Genomic DNA, 15,073 nt, shown 5'->3' on the forward strand with positions numbered 1-15,073 from the left:
TCCGTCGGATGGACCTCCCGAAGACGATGGTGCATGCCCTCCATGACCGGGCCGCGCAGCATGAGCATCGGCCGGCCCTCTGGACGCGTCGAGGACGCGCCTATGTCCCCACCTCCTGGTTCGAGTACGCCCAGCGCGTCAAGGCCTTCGCCCTGGGCCTGAGGAGCCTGGGCTACGGCGCGGGCCAGCCGCTGGGCATCATCAGCTTCAACCGCGAGGAGTGGCACGTCGCGGACCTGGCGGCCATGGCCATGGGCGGGGTGCCGGTGGGCCTCTACACCACCAGCGCGCTCGAGCAGCTCGAGTACATCCTGGGCCACTGCGAGGCCACCGTCCTGGTGGTGGAGAACGAGAAGCACCTGGCCACGGGCCTGGCGCTCAAGGCCCGGCTGCCCAAGCTGCGCCACATCATCGCCCTGGACGTGCCGGAGGGGCCCTTGCCGGAGGGCGTGTGGCGCTACTCGGAGGTGCTCGCGCGCGGCACGGGCGTGGACGACAAGCCCTACTGGGACAGCGTCAACGCGCTCCAGCCGGAGGCGCTGTGTACGCTCATCTACACCTCCGGGACGACGGGCCACCCCAAGGGGGTGATGCTCAGCCACCACAACATCGCCTGGACGTCGCGCCAGCTCATCATGGCGGTGGAGTTCGGCAGGCAGGACGGCGTCATCCTCTCGTATCTGCCGCTGTCGCACATCGCCGAGCAGGTCATCTCGCTGCACAGCCCGCTGATGCTGGGCGTCCAGGTGTACTTCGCCGACTCGGTGGAGGCGATGCCCGGCAACCTCAAGGACGTGCGCCCCACGTTCTTCTTCGGCGTGCCGCGCGTGTGGGAGAAGTTCAAGGCCAAGGCGGAGGAGGGCCTGCGCTCCCAGCCCCCGCTCAAGCGCCGCATCGTCTCCTGGGCGCGCGGTGTGGCCTCGGAGTACCACTCCCGGGCCCAGCGCCACGAGCGCATCCCCGTGACGCTGGACGCGCAGTACAAGCTGGCGCAGCGGCTGGTGTTCGAGCCGCTCAAGGCCCGCATCGGCATGGAGCGGGTGGACTTCTTCGCCACCGCGGCGGCGCCCATCGCCCGGGAGGTGCTCGAGTTCTTCGCCTCCATCGACATCTTCATCCACGAGGTGTGGGGCATGACGGAGGTGTCCGGCCCCGGCACGGTGAACACGCAGGAGGCCACGCACCTGGGCACGGTGGGCCGCGCGATGATTGGCGTGGAGGTGCGCATCGCCGAGGACGGGGAGATCCTCGTCAAGGGCGGCAACGTGTGCATGGGCTACTACAAGAACCCGGAGGCCACCGCGGAGCTGCTCGAGGGCGGGTGGCTGCACTCGGGGGACGTGGGGCAGCTCGACGGCGAGGGCTACCTGCACATCACCGGCCGCAAGAAGGAGATCATCGTCACCTCCGGCGGGAAGAAGACGGCTCCGGGCAACATCGAGGAGCTGCTCAAGTCCCTGCCCGCGGTGGGCCACGCGGTGGTGGTGGGCGAGCGGCGCAACTACCTGGTGGCCCTGCTGGCGCTGGACGTGGAGAAGGTGGGCGCCCTGGCGAAGGCCCAGGGCTGGCCCGAGGACGTGGGCACGCTCGCCCGCGACGCGCGCCTGAAGCAGCTGCTCCAGGAGAAGCTGGACCGGGACATCAACCCGAAGCTGTCCCGCTTCGAGACCATCAAGCGCTTCGCGGTGCTGGAGCAGGAGCTCTCCGTGGACGCCGGTGACTTGACGCCCACGCTGAAGGTCCGCCGCAAGGCCGTGGAGCAGAAGCACGCGGCGCTCATCGAGTCGCTCTACGCCGAGCTGGCCTCCGCCCACACGGGCTGACGTCGCGGAGCGGTGTGCGGGGCAGGGTGGCCCGCAAAGAGAAAGGGGCGGGGAACCTCACGGTCCCTCGCCCCTTCATCACATCACGGACAGCCTCGGCCTACTTCGCCGCGCGCTTGTCCATCGCGACGTAGTCGCGGCGCTGATGGCCCGTGAAGACCTGGCGCGGACGGGCGATCTTCTGCTCGGGGTCCAGGACCATCTCCTCCCACTGCGCGCACCAGCCCACCGTGCGGGGAATGGCGAAGAGGACGGGGAACATCTCCACCTGGAAGCCCATCGCCTCGTAGATGAGGCCGGAGTAGAAGTCGACGTTCGGGTAGAGCTTGCGCTTGACGAAGTACTCGTCCTGCAGGGCGATGCGCTCCAGCTCCACGGCGATCTCCAGCAGCGGGTTCTTGCCCGTCACGTCGAAGACCTCGTCGGCCACGCGCTTGATGACCTTGGCGCGCGGATCGTACGACTTGTAGACGCGGTGGCCGAAGCCCATCAGCTTCTTCTCGCCCTCGCCGCTCTTCACGGACTTGATGAAGTCCGGGACCTTGGAGATGTGGCCAATCTCACGGAGCATGCGCAGCACCGCCTCGTTGGCGCCGCCGTGCAGCGGGCCGTAGAGGGCGCCGATGCCGGCCGTCACGGCCGAGTACGGGTCCACTTCCGACGAGCCCACCGTGCGCACGGACGTGGTGGAGCAGTTCTGCTCGTGGTCCGCGTGCAGGATGAAGAGGACGTCGAGCGCGCGCTCGAGCACCGGGTGCACCTTGTAGGTGGTGGTGCCGATGCGCTTCACCATCGTCAGGAAGTTGGCGACGTAGGAGAGGTCGTTGTCCGGGTAGATGTAGGGCAGGCCCATCGAGTGCCGGTAGGAGAACGCGGCGATGGTGGGCATCTTGGCGATGAGCCGGGTGATCTGGATGCGGCGGCTGCGCTCATCCTTGGTGTTCTTCGCGTCCGGGTACAGGCCGGAGAGCGCGGCCACCGTGGAGCCCAGCATGGACATGGGGTGCGCGTCGTAGCGGAACCCGTCCATGAACGTCTTCACGTTCTCGTGCACGTACGTGTGGTGCGTGACGAGGTGGATGAACTGCTCCAGCTCCTTCGGGGTGGGGAGCTCACCGTTCAGCAGGAGGTAGGCGACCTCCAGATAGCTGGACTTCTCGGCCAGCTGCTCGATGGGGTAGCCGCGGTACTCCAGGATGCCTTTGTCACCGTCGATGAAGGTGATGGCGCTCTTACAGTTCGCGGTGTTGAGGAACGCCGGGTCGTAGCCCATGAGACCGAAGTCGTCGTCCGCGACTTTGATCTGGCGCAGGGCGTTGGTGCGAATACAGCCGTTCTCGACCGGGACCTCGTACGTCTTGCCGGTCCGATTGTCGGTGATCGTCAGCGTGTCCTTGGGCATGGGCGGAGATTTCACAGGGCGCAGATCGCTTTCAACAAAAAAGAACGATAAGTCGGTGAGGGAGACACTGATGTTTCCTACGGGGACGCTGAAATACGGACGCCCGAGCGGGTGAGCTGCCGCCAGAAGCCCGGAAAGCTCTTCTCGACACACTCGGGACCGGTGAGGACGAGGGTCACCCCGGACAGCACGCTCAAGGTCGCCGCCGTCATGGCGAGCCGGTGATCCCCCCGGCTGTCCATCTCGAAGCGGGCGGGCGGCGTGGAGGGGGGCGTCAGCAGGAGGGTGTCGTCCTCCAGCTCCGCCGTGCCTCCGTAGGCCGTCACCAGGTCACGGATGCCTTCCAAACGGTCGCTCTCCTTCAGTCGGAGGATTCCGACATCCGTGAGCGTGGAGGGCGCGGGGAGTACACAAGCGAGCGCCGCCAGGGTCGGCAACAGGTCCGGGCACTCCTTGCCCGAAGCCCGCAGGCCCCCCGCGGGCCGTCCCGTCACCTTCAGGACGTGTTCCCCCGGCGCGGGCCCGGTCCGCAGGCCCACCTGTTCGATGAGGCGGAGGATGGCCTGGTCCGGATGGGCGCTGGCCGCGTCCGCGCGCTCCACGGTGCCGCCGGCCTTCCAGGCCACGAGCAGCAGGTAGCCCAGGGAGGACCAGTCGCCCGGGAGTGTCGGGACGCTGGGGGGAGGTGTGTAGCCGGAGACGGTGTAGCGGGAGGCGGACTTCTGGAGCTGGAAGCCGAAGCGCTCCAGCCACGTCAGCGTGAGGTCCAGGTAGCCCGCGCTCGTCAGCGTGCCCTCGATGTCCACGCTCCACGCGCGGCGCTCCCGCAGGTACAGCGCCGCGCAGCCCAACAGGAGGCTGGAGGCGTACTGGCTGCTCTGCGAGCCAGGGACGCGGAAGACAGGGGCGACGGAGGACGTGTCCGTGGGCGCGGCGAGCTCCACCGGCCAGGGCTGTCCCTCGGTGAGGGTGAGCCCCGCGGGGCCGAGCGCGTCCTTCAGTGACGTGAAGAGCGGCCCGTGGGGACGCTCGCCCAGGCGCGGGGTGCCGGTGAGGCGCACGCGCGCGCCCGGCGTCACGGCGACCTGCGTGGCCAGGATGCGGAACGGGGCGCCTCCGTCGGCGCAGTCCACGTCGCGCACGGGGCCGGCGGGAAGGCGCAGCGCCTCCACGCCCCGGCGGAGCACGCGCACGTCGGCGGGCAGGTCCTCATCGGACTCGGCCTGCACGGAGGGCAGGGGCCAGGCGCCAGTGAGGTGGCCCAGCACCAGTGCCCGCTGCGCGTCCGACTTGGACACGGGCGGCGTGAGGGGCGACGGCCTCAGGCTCGAGGTCTCCACCCTGATGCGTTGGGTGCTGGCGCTCACGGGCGCACCGCCTTCGTCCACGCGGGCCACAGCGCGCGCCACGTCTCCGGGCCCACGTCGCGGACCTCGGTCGCGCCGATGGCCGTCAGCAGCACCATGCGCAGCTCGCCCTTGGCGCCGGCCTTCTTGTCGGCGTCGAGGAGCGTGGTGATGGTCTTGAGCGACGTGGGGCGAAGCAGCTGGGCCACGCGCTCGCGGCCGAGGACGCCGGGGCCGTTGACCAGCGCGGCCTCCGCCTGGGCGGCGATGGGCTCCGGGGTGACGCCCAGGTGGCGGCCCACGTCCAGGGCCAGGAGGATGCCCAGCCCCACCGCGTCACCGTGGGACAGCTTGAAGTGGGACACGCTCTCCAGCACGTGGCCGAAGGTGTGGCCGAAGTTGAGCACCCGGCGCAGGCCCTGGAACTCGTACGGGTCCTGGGCGCAGACCTTCTCCTTGAGCCCGCGCGCGTGTTTGACGAGCTTCTCCAGCGCGGGGGGCGTGCGCGTGTAGCGGCGGAACAGGGCCGCATCCAGGCTGATGACCATCTTCCACGCCTCGAGCGAACCCTCGCGCACCTGCGTGGGAGAGAGCGAGGCGAACAGCTCCGGGCAGATCCACGACTCGTCGGCGTAGTGGAAGACGCCGGCGGGGTTCTTCACCACGCGGCCCTTCACCGTGAGGTCCACCGCGCCCTTGCCGCCGAGGCTGCTGTCGACGGCGGCGAGCAACGTGGTGGGGACCTGCACCAGCCGCACGCCGCGCTTGAGCAGGTGCGCGGCCACGGTGGAGACGTCGCCCACGGTGCCGCCGCCCACGGCGACGAGCGTGCCCGAGCGCGGCAGGGACAGCCCCGCGGCGAGCACCTTCTCCAGCGCCACGAAGCTCTTGGCGCTCTCACCGCCCACCAGCTGGACGATGGCGCGAGGCGCGCGGGCCTCGAGCGCGGGGATGAGCGTGGGGTGGAGCTTCGCGACGGTGCGGTCCACCACCGCGAGACTTCCCTCGGGGAGTCGTCTGGCGAGTCGGGTGAAGGGGCCCCAGCGATCGTTGGGTGGACGGTAGGCGCCGGGAGGATAGGGGGTCATGGCGTGTTGGGGCGTGCGTTCATCTGCTGGACGAGATCTGCGATGACCAGGGACACCATGGACTCCAGCACCGGGACGGCGCGGGGCATGATGCACGGGTCGTGACGGCCACCCTTCGCGTGGTCCGCCAGCGTCGCTGGGGGTTTGAAGTAGGCGCGGACCTGGAGCGGCTCGCCGTTGGTGAGCCCGCCCTGGATGCCGCCGTAGACGTCCTTCACGGAGTGGAACTGGGTGCCCGGCTGACCGATGCGCTGCATCAGGTCCGGCGGTCCCCAGACGACGCCGGTGACGGCGCCCACGCTGCCCAGGGCCTGGGCGATGAGCGCCTTGATCTTCCCGAAGATGGGCTCGCCCAGTCCCACCGGCAGGCCCTCCACGCGGATGTCGATGGAGCCGCCCAGGCTGTCTCCGGCCTCCTTGGCGGCGAGGATGCGGCGGGACATCTCCTCGCGCACGGCCTCGTCGGGGCAGCGCGTGGGGTGCGCATCCACCATGGCGCGCGTCAGGCCCGGCGCGGGCACGGAGGCGACGAGGTCGCCCACCTGGGACACGTACGCGACGGTGCGGATGGTGGGCAGGTCGCGCTCGAGATAGGCCTCGGCGATGGTGCCGCCGATGACGCGGCAGAGCGTCTCGCGTCCGCTGGTGCGTCCGCCGCCGCGGTGGTCGCGGTGCTTGTAGCGCTCGCGCCACACGGCGTCCGCGTGGCCAGGCCGGTCCACCTGCTTGAGTTCCTTGTAGTCACCGGAGCGCTGGTTGGTGTTGCGGACGATGGCGGCGATGGGCGTGCCGAGCGTCTTGTCCTCGAACACGCCGGAGAGGATCTCCACCTGGTCCGGCTCGTTGCGGGGCGTGACGAGCGCGGACTGGCCGGGGCGGCGCCGGTCCAGGGCGGCCTGGATGCGCGCGCTCGTGAGCGGCACGCCAGCGGGGCAGCCGTCCACCACCGCGCCGAGCGCGGGGCCGTGGCTCTCGCCAAAGGTCGTCAAGCGAAAGAGGACGCCGAAGGTGTTCATGTCGCGGTCTCCCAAAGCTGGCGCTGTCGCCGGGCCTGCGCGACGAACCACGCCGCACCCAGCAGGACCGGGGTGCCGCCGCGCCGCGTGATCTCCGCCGCGATGCGTCGGCCGGGCGCACCGTACGCGATCACCGCGACGCGTGCTCGCTCGAATCGCAGGGAATCCGGTGGAGCCACCCGGTCCGGCCAGGTCCACACGACAGCCCCTGTCACCGGCCCCTGGATGTCGGCCCGGCGCAGGATGCGCAGCGCCTGCCCGCGCTCGGCGGCCACGGTGCGCAGGGCGGAGGTCGCCCCGCCGTCGCCCAGGACGATGACGTCCTTCGCGTCCAGGCGCTCCAGGACCTTCCGGGCGCCCTCGGTGTCGGTGTTGAAGGACTCCCACCGCGAGCCGCGGCGGACCAGGGTGTTGATGGCGTCCAGCGACGAGCCGGTGTGCTTCGCGAGCCTGAGCTTGAAGGGGCTGGTGACGGCGAAGCCGCCGTAGTGGGGCACGAGCGAGTCGAGGACCGCCTCGACGGGCCCGTCCTCGGGGAGGTCGATGCGGTCGAACGGCTGGCGGTGGATGCGGGGCGAGCGGGAGTGGGTGATGGACGTCCCGAAGATGCCCAGGCGCAGGGGCGCGGGGAGCGTCGTGCGGTCCGCGCCCTTCCACTCGCGCACGGCGTCGTCGAGCAACCGCTGTCCCGGCGCCGCGACCCACGCGCCACCCGCGGCCACGTAGTCGAGCAGGTTGTTGCGGGCCAGCACCGCGCGCGCCGGCAGCGCCACCACGCCCATTCCGAGCACGGTGACGCGCGCCACGCCGAAGCGCTCGCCCAGCCGTCGCTGCGTCTCCAGGAGGACGGACAGGTGGGCCGGATTCGTCATCGGCTCCACGTGCTTCACCAGCGCGTCGGCGGGCAGGTCGCGCGACCACAACGCGAGCGCCTCGTCGGTGGTGAGCTGCCGGTCCGCGTGGTGCGACGCGAGCAGCTTGCCGGAGGGCGCGTCGAGCGAGCCCTCCTGGCCCGTGGCGTCCATCAGGTCGCGGTCCACGCGCCACGCGGCGGCGACCCACGCGGCGGGAAGGGGCTTGCCTCGCTCGGATACGAGCAGCGGGAGCACGGCCGCGAGCGCGCCAGCGTCCACTGCGTCGGGCGTGTGCAGGTCGGTGCGAATCTCCAGCACGTCGGCGCCGCGACGCTGGCACCCCCGGGCGAAGTGCACGGCGTCGGGGCCGAGCAGGGTGGGGGGCAGCGTCACGATGCGCCGGGCGGGCGTCACAAGACCTCCTCGGGATGCAGGCAGCCCCGGAGGAAGTCCACCAGGGCGATGGTCGGAACGCGGGCGTGCAGGGCCTCGCGCTCGCGGAAGATGGAGGCGATCTCCTCTTCCAGGGAGACCTCTGGTCGCAGCCGGGGCCGCGTCCGGTCCGTGAGCAGCCGCTCGCGGTAGGTCTCGAACGTCACGGGGATGATGAGGGTGAAGGTGCCGGCGAGCGCGTCCGGATGATGCGACAGGAACCCGCCGCCCACGGCCACGAGCCCACCGGGAGGCAGCTCCAGCAGCGCGCGGCGCTCGGCGGCGCGGAACTCGGAAGGCGCCTGCGCCACCCAGGTGCGCAGCGGACGTCCGTGCGTCTGCTCCAGGTGGGTGTCCAGGTCCACGCCCGGGCGCCCGAGGAGCCGGGCCACGCGGGGCAACAGCGTGGACTTGCCCGCGCCCCGGTGTCCCCCCAGCACCACGGTCTGCCCCGCGGCGGGACGGGGCGTGGGCCCCGGGCGCGTGAGGGCGTCCCTCAGTGCCGGCGTGAGCCGGGGATCCACCGAGGAGAGGACATGCTCGACGAGGTGTTGCCGCGGCTCAGCGGACGAGGCCGACATACACGTTCGCCGTTCCGAACGTCAGCGGATGCGCGCTTCGCTCCGCATAGGCGCCGGACTGGTCCATCAGCGACAGGAAGCGCTCCCCCGCGGGGAACGCCGCCGACGTGCGGGGCAGGTACTCATACGCCGCGCGGTTGCCGGTGAGCAGCCCACCCACCGTGGGCATCACCGTCTTGCTGTAGAAGCGGAACAGCGCGCCGAACGCGCCGGTGGGCTGACCGAACTCCAGCACCACGACGCGGCCGCCCGGCTTCACCACGCGGCCCATCTCGCTCAGGCACTTCACCGGGTCATCCACGTTGCGGATGCCGAAGGCGATGGACGCCACGTCGAAGCGGTTGTCCTCGAAGGGCAGGTCCATGGCGTCGGCCACCTGGAAGTCCACCGGGAGCCCCGCCTTCGCCGCCTTGGCGGGACCGCTCTCCAGCATCTCCGCGCAGAAGTCGGTGCCAATCACGTGGCCCGTGGCGCCCACCTTGCGCTTGAACGCGAGCGCCAGGTCACCCGTGCCGGAGGCGCAGTCGAGGACGCTGTCCCCCGGCTTCGCCTGGCTCAGGCGCACCGCCGTGCGCCGCCAGAGGCGGTGGATGCCGAACGACAGGACCTCGTTCGTCACGTCGTACTTCGTGGCGATGGAGGAGAACATCTGACGGACTTCGGTGCTCATCTCGCCCTCACGACCTGGGCCGGGCTCTCCGGCCGCCAAAGATGTCGGCCCACCGCGTCTAGCACGGGTGGCAGCCGCTGCATCAACGTTTGGAAGCGCTCCGGCGTCAGCGCCTGGTTCCCATCGCACAGCGCCTGCTCGGGCCGGGGGTGGACCTCGATCAGCAACCCGTCCGCGCCCGCCGCCGCCGCCGCCAGGGACATGGGGAGGATGAGCTCCACCTGGCCCGTCGCGTGAGACGGGTCCACGATGACGGGCAGGTGCGTGCGCTGCTTGGCCCAGGCCACCGCCGCCAGGTCCAGCGTGTTGCGCATCTCCGTCTCGAACGTGCGGATGCCCCGCTCGCACAGCATCACCTGCTCGTTGCCACCCTCGAGCACGTACTCCGCCGCCAGCAGCCACTCCTGCAACGTCGCCGACAGGCCCCGCTTCAGCAACACCGGCCGGCGCACCTTGCCCAGCGCGCGCAGCAGCGAGAAGTTCTGCATGTTCCGCGCGCCCACCTGGAGGATGTCCGCGGACTCCGCCATGAAGGGAATCTGCGCGGTCTCCATCACCTCACTGATGATGGGCAGCCCATGGCGACGGCCCGCCTCGGCCAACAGGTGCAGGCCCGGCTCGCCCATTCCTTGGAACGCATAGGGACTGGTGCGCGGCTTGAACACGCCACCCCGCAGCACGTGCGCGCCTGCCTGGGCCACCGCCGCGGCGGTCTTGTCGACCTGCTCCAAACCTTCGACGGCGCACGGCCCCGCCATCACCACGAAGCCCGGACCGCCGACCTCGACGGAGCCCGCACGCACCCGCGTGCCCTCGGGACGGAAGGCTCGAAGCACGCGCCGCGCACCCGTCTCCTTCCCGGCCACCGCCGGCGCGGATTCGTCTGGCTGCTTGCCTCCCACGAGCCCTCCCATCCACCGAGTTCAAGAGGTTTTGAACTCCTTGGTGCATGTATAGCCGTTATGGCTTAGAAGACAACCGAAGGTGATTTCAGGGCAGTCGCGGATGAGGACCGCTGATGAAGACGCTCAATCCCGTTGAGGGCCAGCGCTGGGTGGCCGGAATGATGCCCCTGGCCGCGGTGGATCCACTCTCCGGAGCGGATTCGCTGGGCGTTCCGACGGTGTATTGGGAGCGGCCCCTGGCGCGCGAGGCGGCGGCGGGATGGGGCGAGGCGGCGGTCGTCGAGGCGACGGCGCCCGGCCAGGTTCCCGCGGTGCTGGGCTCCCTGGGTGTCCTCTCGTTGCGGTGGTTGGACATGGCGCCGTCCGACATGCCGGGACCGTGGTTCGGTGGGCTTCGCTTCGGCGCGGCGGGCGTGGTGGACGCGGCGTGGTCCGCGCACGGCGTGGCGCGCTGGACGCTGCCGGAGGTGCTGGTGTGGCGCACCGGGAGCGGGCTGGCCGTGGCCGCGTTCGCGCCCGAGGCGCGTGGGGGCGAGGACGTGGTGCGCTCGCGGCTCGAGCGGGTCCGCGCGCGGTTCTCGGAAGGGTATCGCCACGCGCGGGGCGGAGAGGTCGCGCTCACGGTGGTGTCGTCGCGTCCGGAGTTCGAGGCGCGCGTGGAGCGGGCGCTGGAGGCGATTGCCTCGGGGCAGCTCCAGAAGGTCGTGCTGGCGCGGTCCGTGGACGTGGAGGCCGCCGACGCGTTCGACGTGGTGGACGTGCTGGCGAGGCTGCGTGAGCAGAACCCGCGCTGCGCCACCTTCCTGTTCCGCGCGCCGGACGGGGCGTGCTTCCTGGGCGCGACGCCGGAGACGCTGTGTCGGGTGGAGGGTGGGGCGCTGGAGACGGAGGCCCTGGCGGGCACCGCGGCGCCGCGCGAGGCGGAAGGGCTGCGGGGACAGGACAAGGACGCGCGTGAGCACGCCGCGGTGGTCCGCTACATCCTCGCGGCGCTGCGCACGCTCGCGGACGAGGTCCACTCCGACGCGGAGCCCCAGTTGCTGGCGCTGAAGAACGTGGTGCACCTGCGCACGGGCATCCGCGCGCGGCTGCGCGAGGGGGTCTCGGCGGCGCAGGTGGTGGAGGCGCTGCATCCGACGCCGGCGGTGGGCGGGACACCTCGGGAGCGCGCGTTGTCCTTCCTGGTGGAGCACGAGGGGTTGGACCGGGGTTGGTACGCGGGGCCGGTGGGGTGGGTGGGACCGGAGCGGGCGCACCTGATGGTGGGGTTGCGCTCGGCGCGGGTGCGGGGTTCTCGCGCCCGGCTGTACGTGGGATGCGGAATCGTGGCCGGCTCCATCGCGGAGGCGGAGTGGCGGGAGACGGAGATGAAGAGTCTGGCCGTGTTGCGTGCGTTGGGAGGCGGGGATGTCGGGCGACAGTAATCTCAACCTGCTGTGGGCTCGCGCGCTCGTGGAGGAGTTGGTGCGTGGCGGCGCGAGACACGCGGTGGTGTGTCCGGGCTCGCGCTCCTCGCCGCTGGCCATCGCCTGCGCGCGCGCGGAGGGCCTGCGCACCTGGTCCGTCATCGACGAGCGGAGCGCCGCCTTCTTCGGGCTGGGGCTCGCGAAGCAATCGCGCGCGCCGGTGATTCTCGTGGCGACGAGCGGCACCGCGGGCGCGCACTTCTACCCGGCGGTCATCGAGGCTTCGCTGTCCCAGGTGCCCCTCATCGTGCTCACCGCGGACCGACCGCTGGAGCTGCAGGGCTGGGGCGCGGCGCAGACGGTGCCGCAGGCGCGCTTCTACGGTGAGCACGCGCGCAGCTTCACGGACGTGGGCGTGCCGGAGTCGAGCGACGTGGCGCTGACGCACCTGCGCGCCACCGCGGCCCGGGCCGTGGCCACCTCGCTGCGGGCCCCTCGGGGCGCCGTGCAGCTCAACGTGCCCTTCCGCGAGCCGCTCGCGCCGGTGGCCGAGGCCTATGGAGAGGAGCGGCTGTCCGCGCTCGCGAAGCACGGTCGTCCGGGTGTTCCGTTCACGCGCATCGCTCCGCCCACGCCGGCGCCGGACGCGGCGGTGCTGGAGTCGGTGCGTCAGCGCATCGCCGCGACGGAGCGGGGTGTCATCGTCTGCGGTCCTCGCGATGAGGCGGACGGTTTCGCGGAGGCCATCTCCGCGCTGTCGCAGGCCACGGGCTACCCGGTGTTGGCGGAGGCCACGTCGCAGGCGCGCTACGGCGGCGGTCCGCTGACGCTCTCGCACTACGACGCGATTCTCCGTCACGCGCCCTTCGCCCGGGCGCATCGGCCGGAGCTGGTGCTGCGGTTCGGTGGAGGCCTCACGCCCAAGGTCCCACAGCAGTGGCTGGACGGCTCGGGCGCGGACATCGTGCTCTTCAGTGATGGGGGCGCGCTGTTCGACCCCGCGCACCGCGCGGCCACGGTGGTGGAGGGCTCGGCGGTGGCGGCGTGTGCGGCGCTGGCGAAGGGCGTGAAGCGGAGCGTGGGGCGGTGGACCCAGGGCTTCCTCGCGGCGGAGCGGATGGTGCGGGGCGCGCTGGAGGCGGCCTTCGCCGAGCGGCCGGAGTTGCTCAGCGAGCCGCGCATCGCTCGCGAGGTGGTGGCCGCGCTTCCGGCCGAGGTGCCGCTGTTCGTCTCCAGCAGCATGCCCATCCGGGATGTGGACGCGTTCGCTCCGGCGAGCAGCGTGCCGCTCCGCGTGCTGGCCAACCGGGGCGCGAACGGAATCGACGGCATCATCTCCAGCGCGCTCGGCGTCGCGGCCGCGGCGTCGCGTCCCGCGGTGCTGCTGACGGGCGACCTGGCGCTGCTGCACGACGTGGGCGCCTTCGTGACGGCGGCGCGCTCGCGCGTCCCGCTCACGGTCGTCGCGGTGAACAACGACGGCGGCGGCATCTTCTCGTTCCTGCCCATCGCCCAGGCGGCGAAGCCGGACGAGTTCGAGGCGCTGTTCGGGACGCCGCATGGCGTGGACCTGTCGCACGCGGCGGCGCTGGGGGGGGCCCGGCTGCACAGGCCCACCACGCCCGCGGCGCTGCGAGCGGCGGTGCGCGAAGGACTCGAAGGCGGCCTGCACCTCGTGGAGGTGCGCGTGGACCGGGCCGCGAACGTGGATGATCACCGGCAGCTCTTCGCGAGAATGGCCGCCGCACTCGGAGAGGGACCATGGGCGTGACGCTGGCGTACGAGACGTGGGGCGAAGGCCCCCGGCCGCTCGTGCTGCTCCACGGCTTCACCGGGAACCGTGGCTCGTTCGATGGGCTGAAGCCGCTGATGGGGCGCTCGGTGAGCGCCATCGCGGTGGACCTGCCCGGCCACGGCGCCACGCCGCTGCCCGAGCGGTGCGGACGTGACGGCTTCCTCGAGACGGTGGACGCGCTGGTGGCCCTGGTGGACTCGTTGGGGCAGGGCCCGGTGGACCTGTTGGGCTACTCGCAGGGCGCGCGCGTGGCGCTGGCCGCGGCCGTGCGTGCGCCGGACCGCTTCGGTCGGCTCATCATGGAGAGCGGCTCGCCGGGACTTCACCGTCGTCAGGAGCGCGCCGAGCGGCGGGAGTCGGACGGGCAGCTCGCGGCCTTCATCCGCGCGAAGGGCGTCAACGCCTTCGTGGAGCGCTGGGAGTCGCTGCCGTTGTTCGACTCACTGCGCGCCATGCCGGCGGAGCGTCAGGAGAAGCTTCGAGCCCACCGCCAGGCTTGCACGGTGGACGGGCTCGCCGGAGCGCTGGAGTGCCTGGGGCTGGGCGTGCAACCCGATTACTGGTCGGAGCTGCACCGCCAGCGCCTGCCCACGCTGCTCTTGACGGGGGCGAAGGACGAGAAGTTCACGCAGACGGCGCGGCGGATGGCGGCGGAGCTCCCGGTGGTGTGGCGACATGCCTTCACGGACTGCGGCCACGCGCCCCATCTGGAGTCGCCGGAGGAGTACGTCCGCGAGGTGCTGGGCTTCCTGCAGACGCCCTGGTACGAGGCGCCCCAGTTCGAGGCGGCCGCGACGGGAGCGGCCCCCGGGAGGGTGAGTCCGTGAGCACGTCGGTCCCTGGCGCACCGGTGTCATTGTCGAAGCCTCGTCCCACGGTGAAGACGTGGTTGATGGCCGTGCGCCCGAAGACGCTGACGGCGGCGCTGGTGCCGGTGTTGGTGGGGACGTCGCTCGCGTTCGGCCTGGGCGTGGGGCGGCTGCTCCCGGCGCTCGCGGCGCTGGTGGGCGCGGTGCTCATCCAGATTGGCACCAACTTCATCAACGACTACTACGACTTCAAGAAGGGCGCGGACACGCACGAGCGCCTGGGCCCCGTGCGCGTCACGCAGAGCGGGCTCATCGCGCCGGGCACGGTGTTGATGGGCGCGGCGGTGTGCTTCATCGCCGCGACGGCGGTGGGCGCCTATCTGGTCGCGGTGGGCGGCTGGCCCATCGTCGCGATTGGTCTCGCGTCGCTGCTCTGTGGCTACGCGTACACGGGTGGGCCGTTCCCGCTGGGATACAACGGCCTGGGCGACCTGTTCGTCTTCATCTTCTTCGGGCTGGTCGCGGTGACGGGGACGTTCTACGTGCAGGCCGGCACGGTGCATCCGGCGGCGTGGTGGGCGGCGATTCCCGTGGGGGCGAGCGGCACCATGCTCATCGTGGTGAACAACCTGCGCGACGTGACGACGGACGTGAAGGCCGGCAAGCGGACGCTGGCGGTGCGTTGGGGCACGACGGCGGGCAAGGCGGAGTACGTGCTGTTGCTCGCGGCCTCGTTCGCCACGCCCGTCGCGATGTACGCGCTGGGGTACGCGGCACCCTGGGTGTTCCTGTCGCTCCTCAGCCTCCCGTTGGCGGTGCCTCCGCTCAAGCAGGTGATGCGCGAGCAGGGGGCGGCGTTGAATCCCGCGTTGGGCGGCACGGCGCGCTTCCAACTCATCTTCGGAGTGCTGTTCGGGCTGGGCCTGTACCTGCGATGATGTGAGTC

General features: G+C 71.3%; 13 protein-coding genes. 5 read left to right on the forward strand and 8 right to left on the reverse strand.

Annotation, left to right across the window (positions count from 1 at the left end):
* Nucleotides 1-8: 8 nt before the first annotated feature.
* Complete coding sequence (locus LXT21_RS15925) at nucleotides 9-1,823, forward strand: AMP-dependent synthetase/ligase (RefSeq protein WP_254038982.1); 1,815 nt, start codon at nucleotides 9-11, stop codon at nucleotides 1,821-1,823.
* 100 nt (nucleotides 1,824-1,923) lie between these two features.
* Here LXT21_RS15925 and LXT21_RS15930 read toward each other — a convergent pair whose 3' ends face one another.
* The 8 genes from LXT21_RS15930 to aroF all read right to left on the reverse strand — a co-directional run bounded on the left by LXT21_RS15930 (nucleotide 1,924) and on the right by aroF (nucleotide 10,114).
* Complete coding sequence (locus tag LXT21_RS15930; protein WP_254038983.1) at nucleotides 1,924-3,225, reverse strand: citrate synthase; 1,302 nt, start codon at nucleotides 3,223-3,225, stop codon at nucleotides 1,924-1,926.
* A 77-nt stretch (nucleotides 3,226-3,302) separates the two neighbouring features.
* Nucleotides 3,303-4,592, reverse strand: coding sequence for a 3-phosphoshikimate 1-carboxyvinyltransferase (locus tag LXT21_RS15935; protein ID WP_254038984.1), 1,290 nt, complete (start codon nucleotides 4,590-4,592; stop codon nucleotides 3,303-3,305).
* Nucleotides 4,589-5,659 carry a 3-dehydroquinate synthase gene (locus LXT21_RS15940; protein ID WP_254038985.1) on the reverse strand — a complete coding sequence of 357 codons (1,071 nt, stop codon included), beginning with the start codon at nucleotides 5,657-5,659 and terminating at the stop codon, nucleotides 4,589-4,591. Before LXT21_RS15940 ends, LXT21_RS15935 begins: the two co-directional genes overlap by 4 nt.
* A complete protein-coding gene (gene aroC / locus LXT21_RS15945) occupies nucleotides 5,656-6,675 on the reverse strand; it encodes a chorismate synthase (RefSeq protein WP_254038986.1) in 1,020 nt (339 codons plus the stop codon). Before aroC ends, LXT21_RS15940 begins: the two co-directional genes overlap by 4 nt.
* Nucleotides 6,672-7,943, reverse strand: coding sequence for a shikimate dehydrogenase (locus tag LXT21_RS15950; protein WP_254038987.1), 1,272 nt, complete (start codon nucleotides 7,941-7,943; stop codon nucleotides 6,672-6,674). Before LXT21_RS15950 ends, aroC begins: the two co-directional genes overlap by 4 nt.
* Nucleotides 7,940-8,485, reverse strand: a complete 546-nt coding sequence (locus LXT21_RS15955) for a shikimate kinase (protein WP_254038988.1) — start codon at nucleotides 8,483-8,485, stop codon at nucleotides 7,940-7,942. Before LXT21_RS15955 ends, LXT21_RS15950 begins: the two co-directional genes overlap by 4 nt.
* 37 nt (nucleotides 8,486-8,522) lie before the next feature.
* Entirely contained in the window at nucleotides 8,523-9,212 is a 690-nt protein-coding gene (ubiE, locus tag LXT21_RS15960; protein ID WP_254038989.1) for a bifunctional demethylmenaquinone methyltransferase/2-methoxy-6-polyprenyl-1,4-benzoquinol methylase UbiE, read from the reverse strand.
* On the reverse strand, nucleotides 9,209-10,114 hold the full coding sequence (aroF, locus tag LXT21_RS15965; protein WP_254038990.1) for a 3-deoxy-7-phosphoheptulonate synthase: 906 nt from the start codon (nucleotides 10,112-10,114) through the stop codon (nucleotides 9,209-9,211). Before aroF ends, ubiE begins: the two co-directional genes overlap by 4 nt.
* Nucleotides 10,115-10,230: 116 nt before the next feature.
* Here aroF and LXT21_RS15970 point away from each other — a divergent pair, with 116 nt between their 5' ends.
* Genes LXT21_RS15970 through LXT21_RS15985 form a run of 4 tightly spaced genes read left to right on the forward strand, consistent with a single transcriptional unit; the run spans nucleotide 10,231 to nucleotide 15,065 of the window.
* A complete protein-coding gene (locus tag LXT21_RS15970; RefSeq protein WP_254038991.1) occupies nucleotides 10,231-11,541 on the forward strand; it encodes an isochorismate synthase in 1,311 nt (436 codons plus the stop codon).
* On the forward strand, nucleotides 11,525-13,294 hold the full coding sequence (gene menD / locus LXT21_RS15975; protein WP_254038992.1) for a 2-succinyl-5-enolpyruvyl-6-hydroxy-3-cyclohexene-1-carboxylic-acid synthase: 1,770 nt from the start codon (nucleotides 11,525-11,527) through the stop codon (nucleotides 13,292-13,294). Before LXT21_RS15970 ends, menD begins: the two co-directional genes overlap by 17 nt.
* On the forward strand, nucleotides 13,285-14,145 hold the full coding sequence (menH, locus tag LXT21_RS15980; RefSeq protein ID WP_254038993.1) for a 2-succinyl-6-hydroxy-2,4-cyclohexadiene-1-carboxylate synthase: 861 nt from the start codon (nucleotides 13,285-13,287) through the stop codon (nucleotides 14,143-14,145). Before menD ends, menH begins: the two co-directional genes overlap by 10 nt.
* Nucleotides 14,142-15,065 (forward strand): 1,4-dihydroxy-2-naphthoate polyprenyltransferase, encoded by a 924-nt coding sequence (locus LXT21_RS15985; RefSeq protein WP_254038994.1) that lies wholly within the window; start codon nucleotides 14,142-14,144, stop codon nucleotides 15,063-15,065. The genes menH and LXT21_RS15985 overlap by 4 nt, the downstream gene beginning before the upstream one ends.
* Nucleotides 15,066-15,073 lie beyond the last annotated feature (8 nt).

This window comes from Myxococcus guangdongensis (assembly GCF_024198255.1).
In the GTDB taxonomy this organism is placed as follows: domain Bacteria; phylum Myxococcota; class Myxococcia; order Myxococcales; family Myxococcaceae; genus Myxococcus; species Myxococcus guangdongensis.

Bases quoted from the DNA above. Each gene is read 5' to 3' on its own strand.
- menD (WP_254038992.1), top strand. From the start codon at position 11,525: ATGTCGGGCGACAGTAATCTCAACCTGCTGTGGGCTCGCGCGCTCGTG.
- aroC (WP_254038986.1), bottom strand. From the start codon at position 6,675: ATGAACACCTTCGGCGTCCTCTTTCGCTTGACGACCTTTGGCGAGAGC.
- LXT21_RS15930 (WP_254038983.1), bottom strand. From the start codon at position 3,225: ATGCCCAAGGACACGCTGACGATCACCGACAATCGGACCGGCAAGACG.
- menH (WP_254038993.1), top strand. From the start codon at position 13,285: ATGGGCGTGACGCTGGCGTACGAGACGTGGGGCGAAGGCCCCCGGCCG.
- LXT21_RS15925 (WP_254038982.1), top strand. From the start codon at position 9: ATGGACCTCCCGAAGACGATGGTGCATGCCCTCCATGACCGGGCCGCG.
- LXT21_RS15940 (WP_254038985.1), bottom strand. From the start codon at position 5,659: ATGACCCCCTATCCTCCCGGCGCCTACCGTCCACCCAACGATCGCTGG.
- ubiE (WP_254038989.1), bottom strand. From the start codon at position 9,212: ATGAGCACCGAAGTCCGTCAGATGTTCTCCTCCATCGCCACGAAGTAC.
- LXT21_RS15970 (WP_254038991.1), top strand. From the start codon at position 10,231: ATGAAGACGCTCAATCCCGTTGAGGGCCAGCGCTGGGTGGCCGGAATG.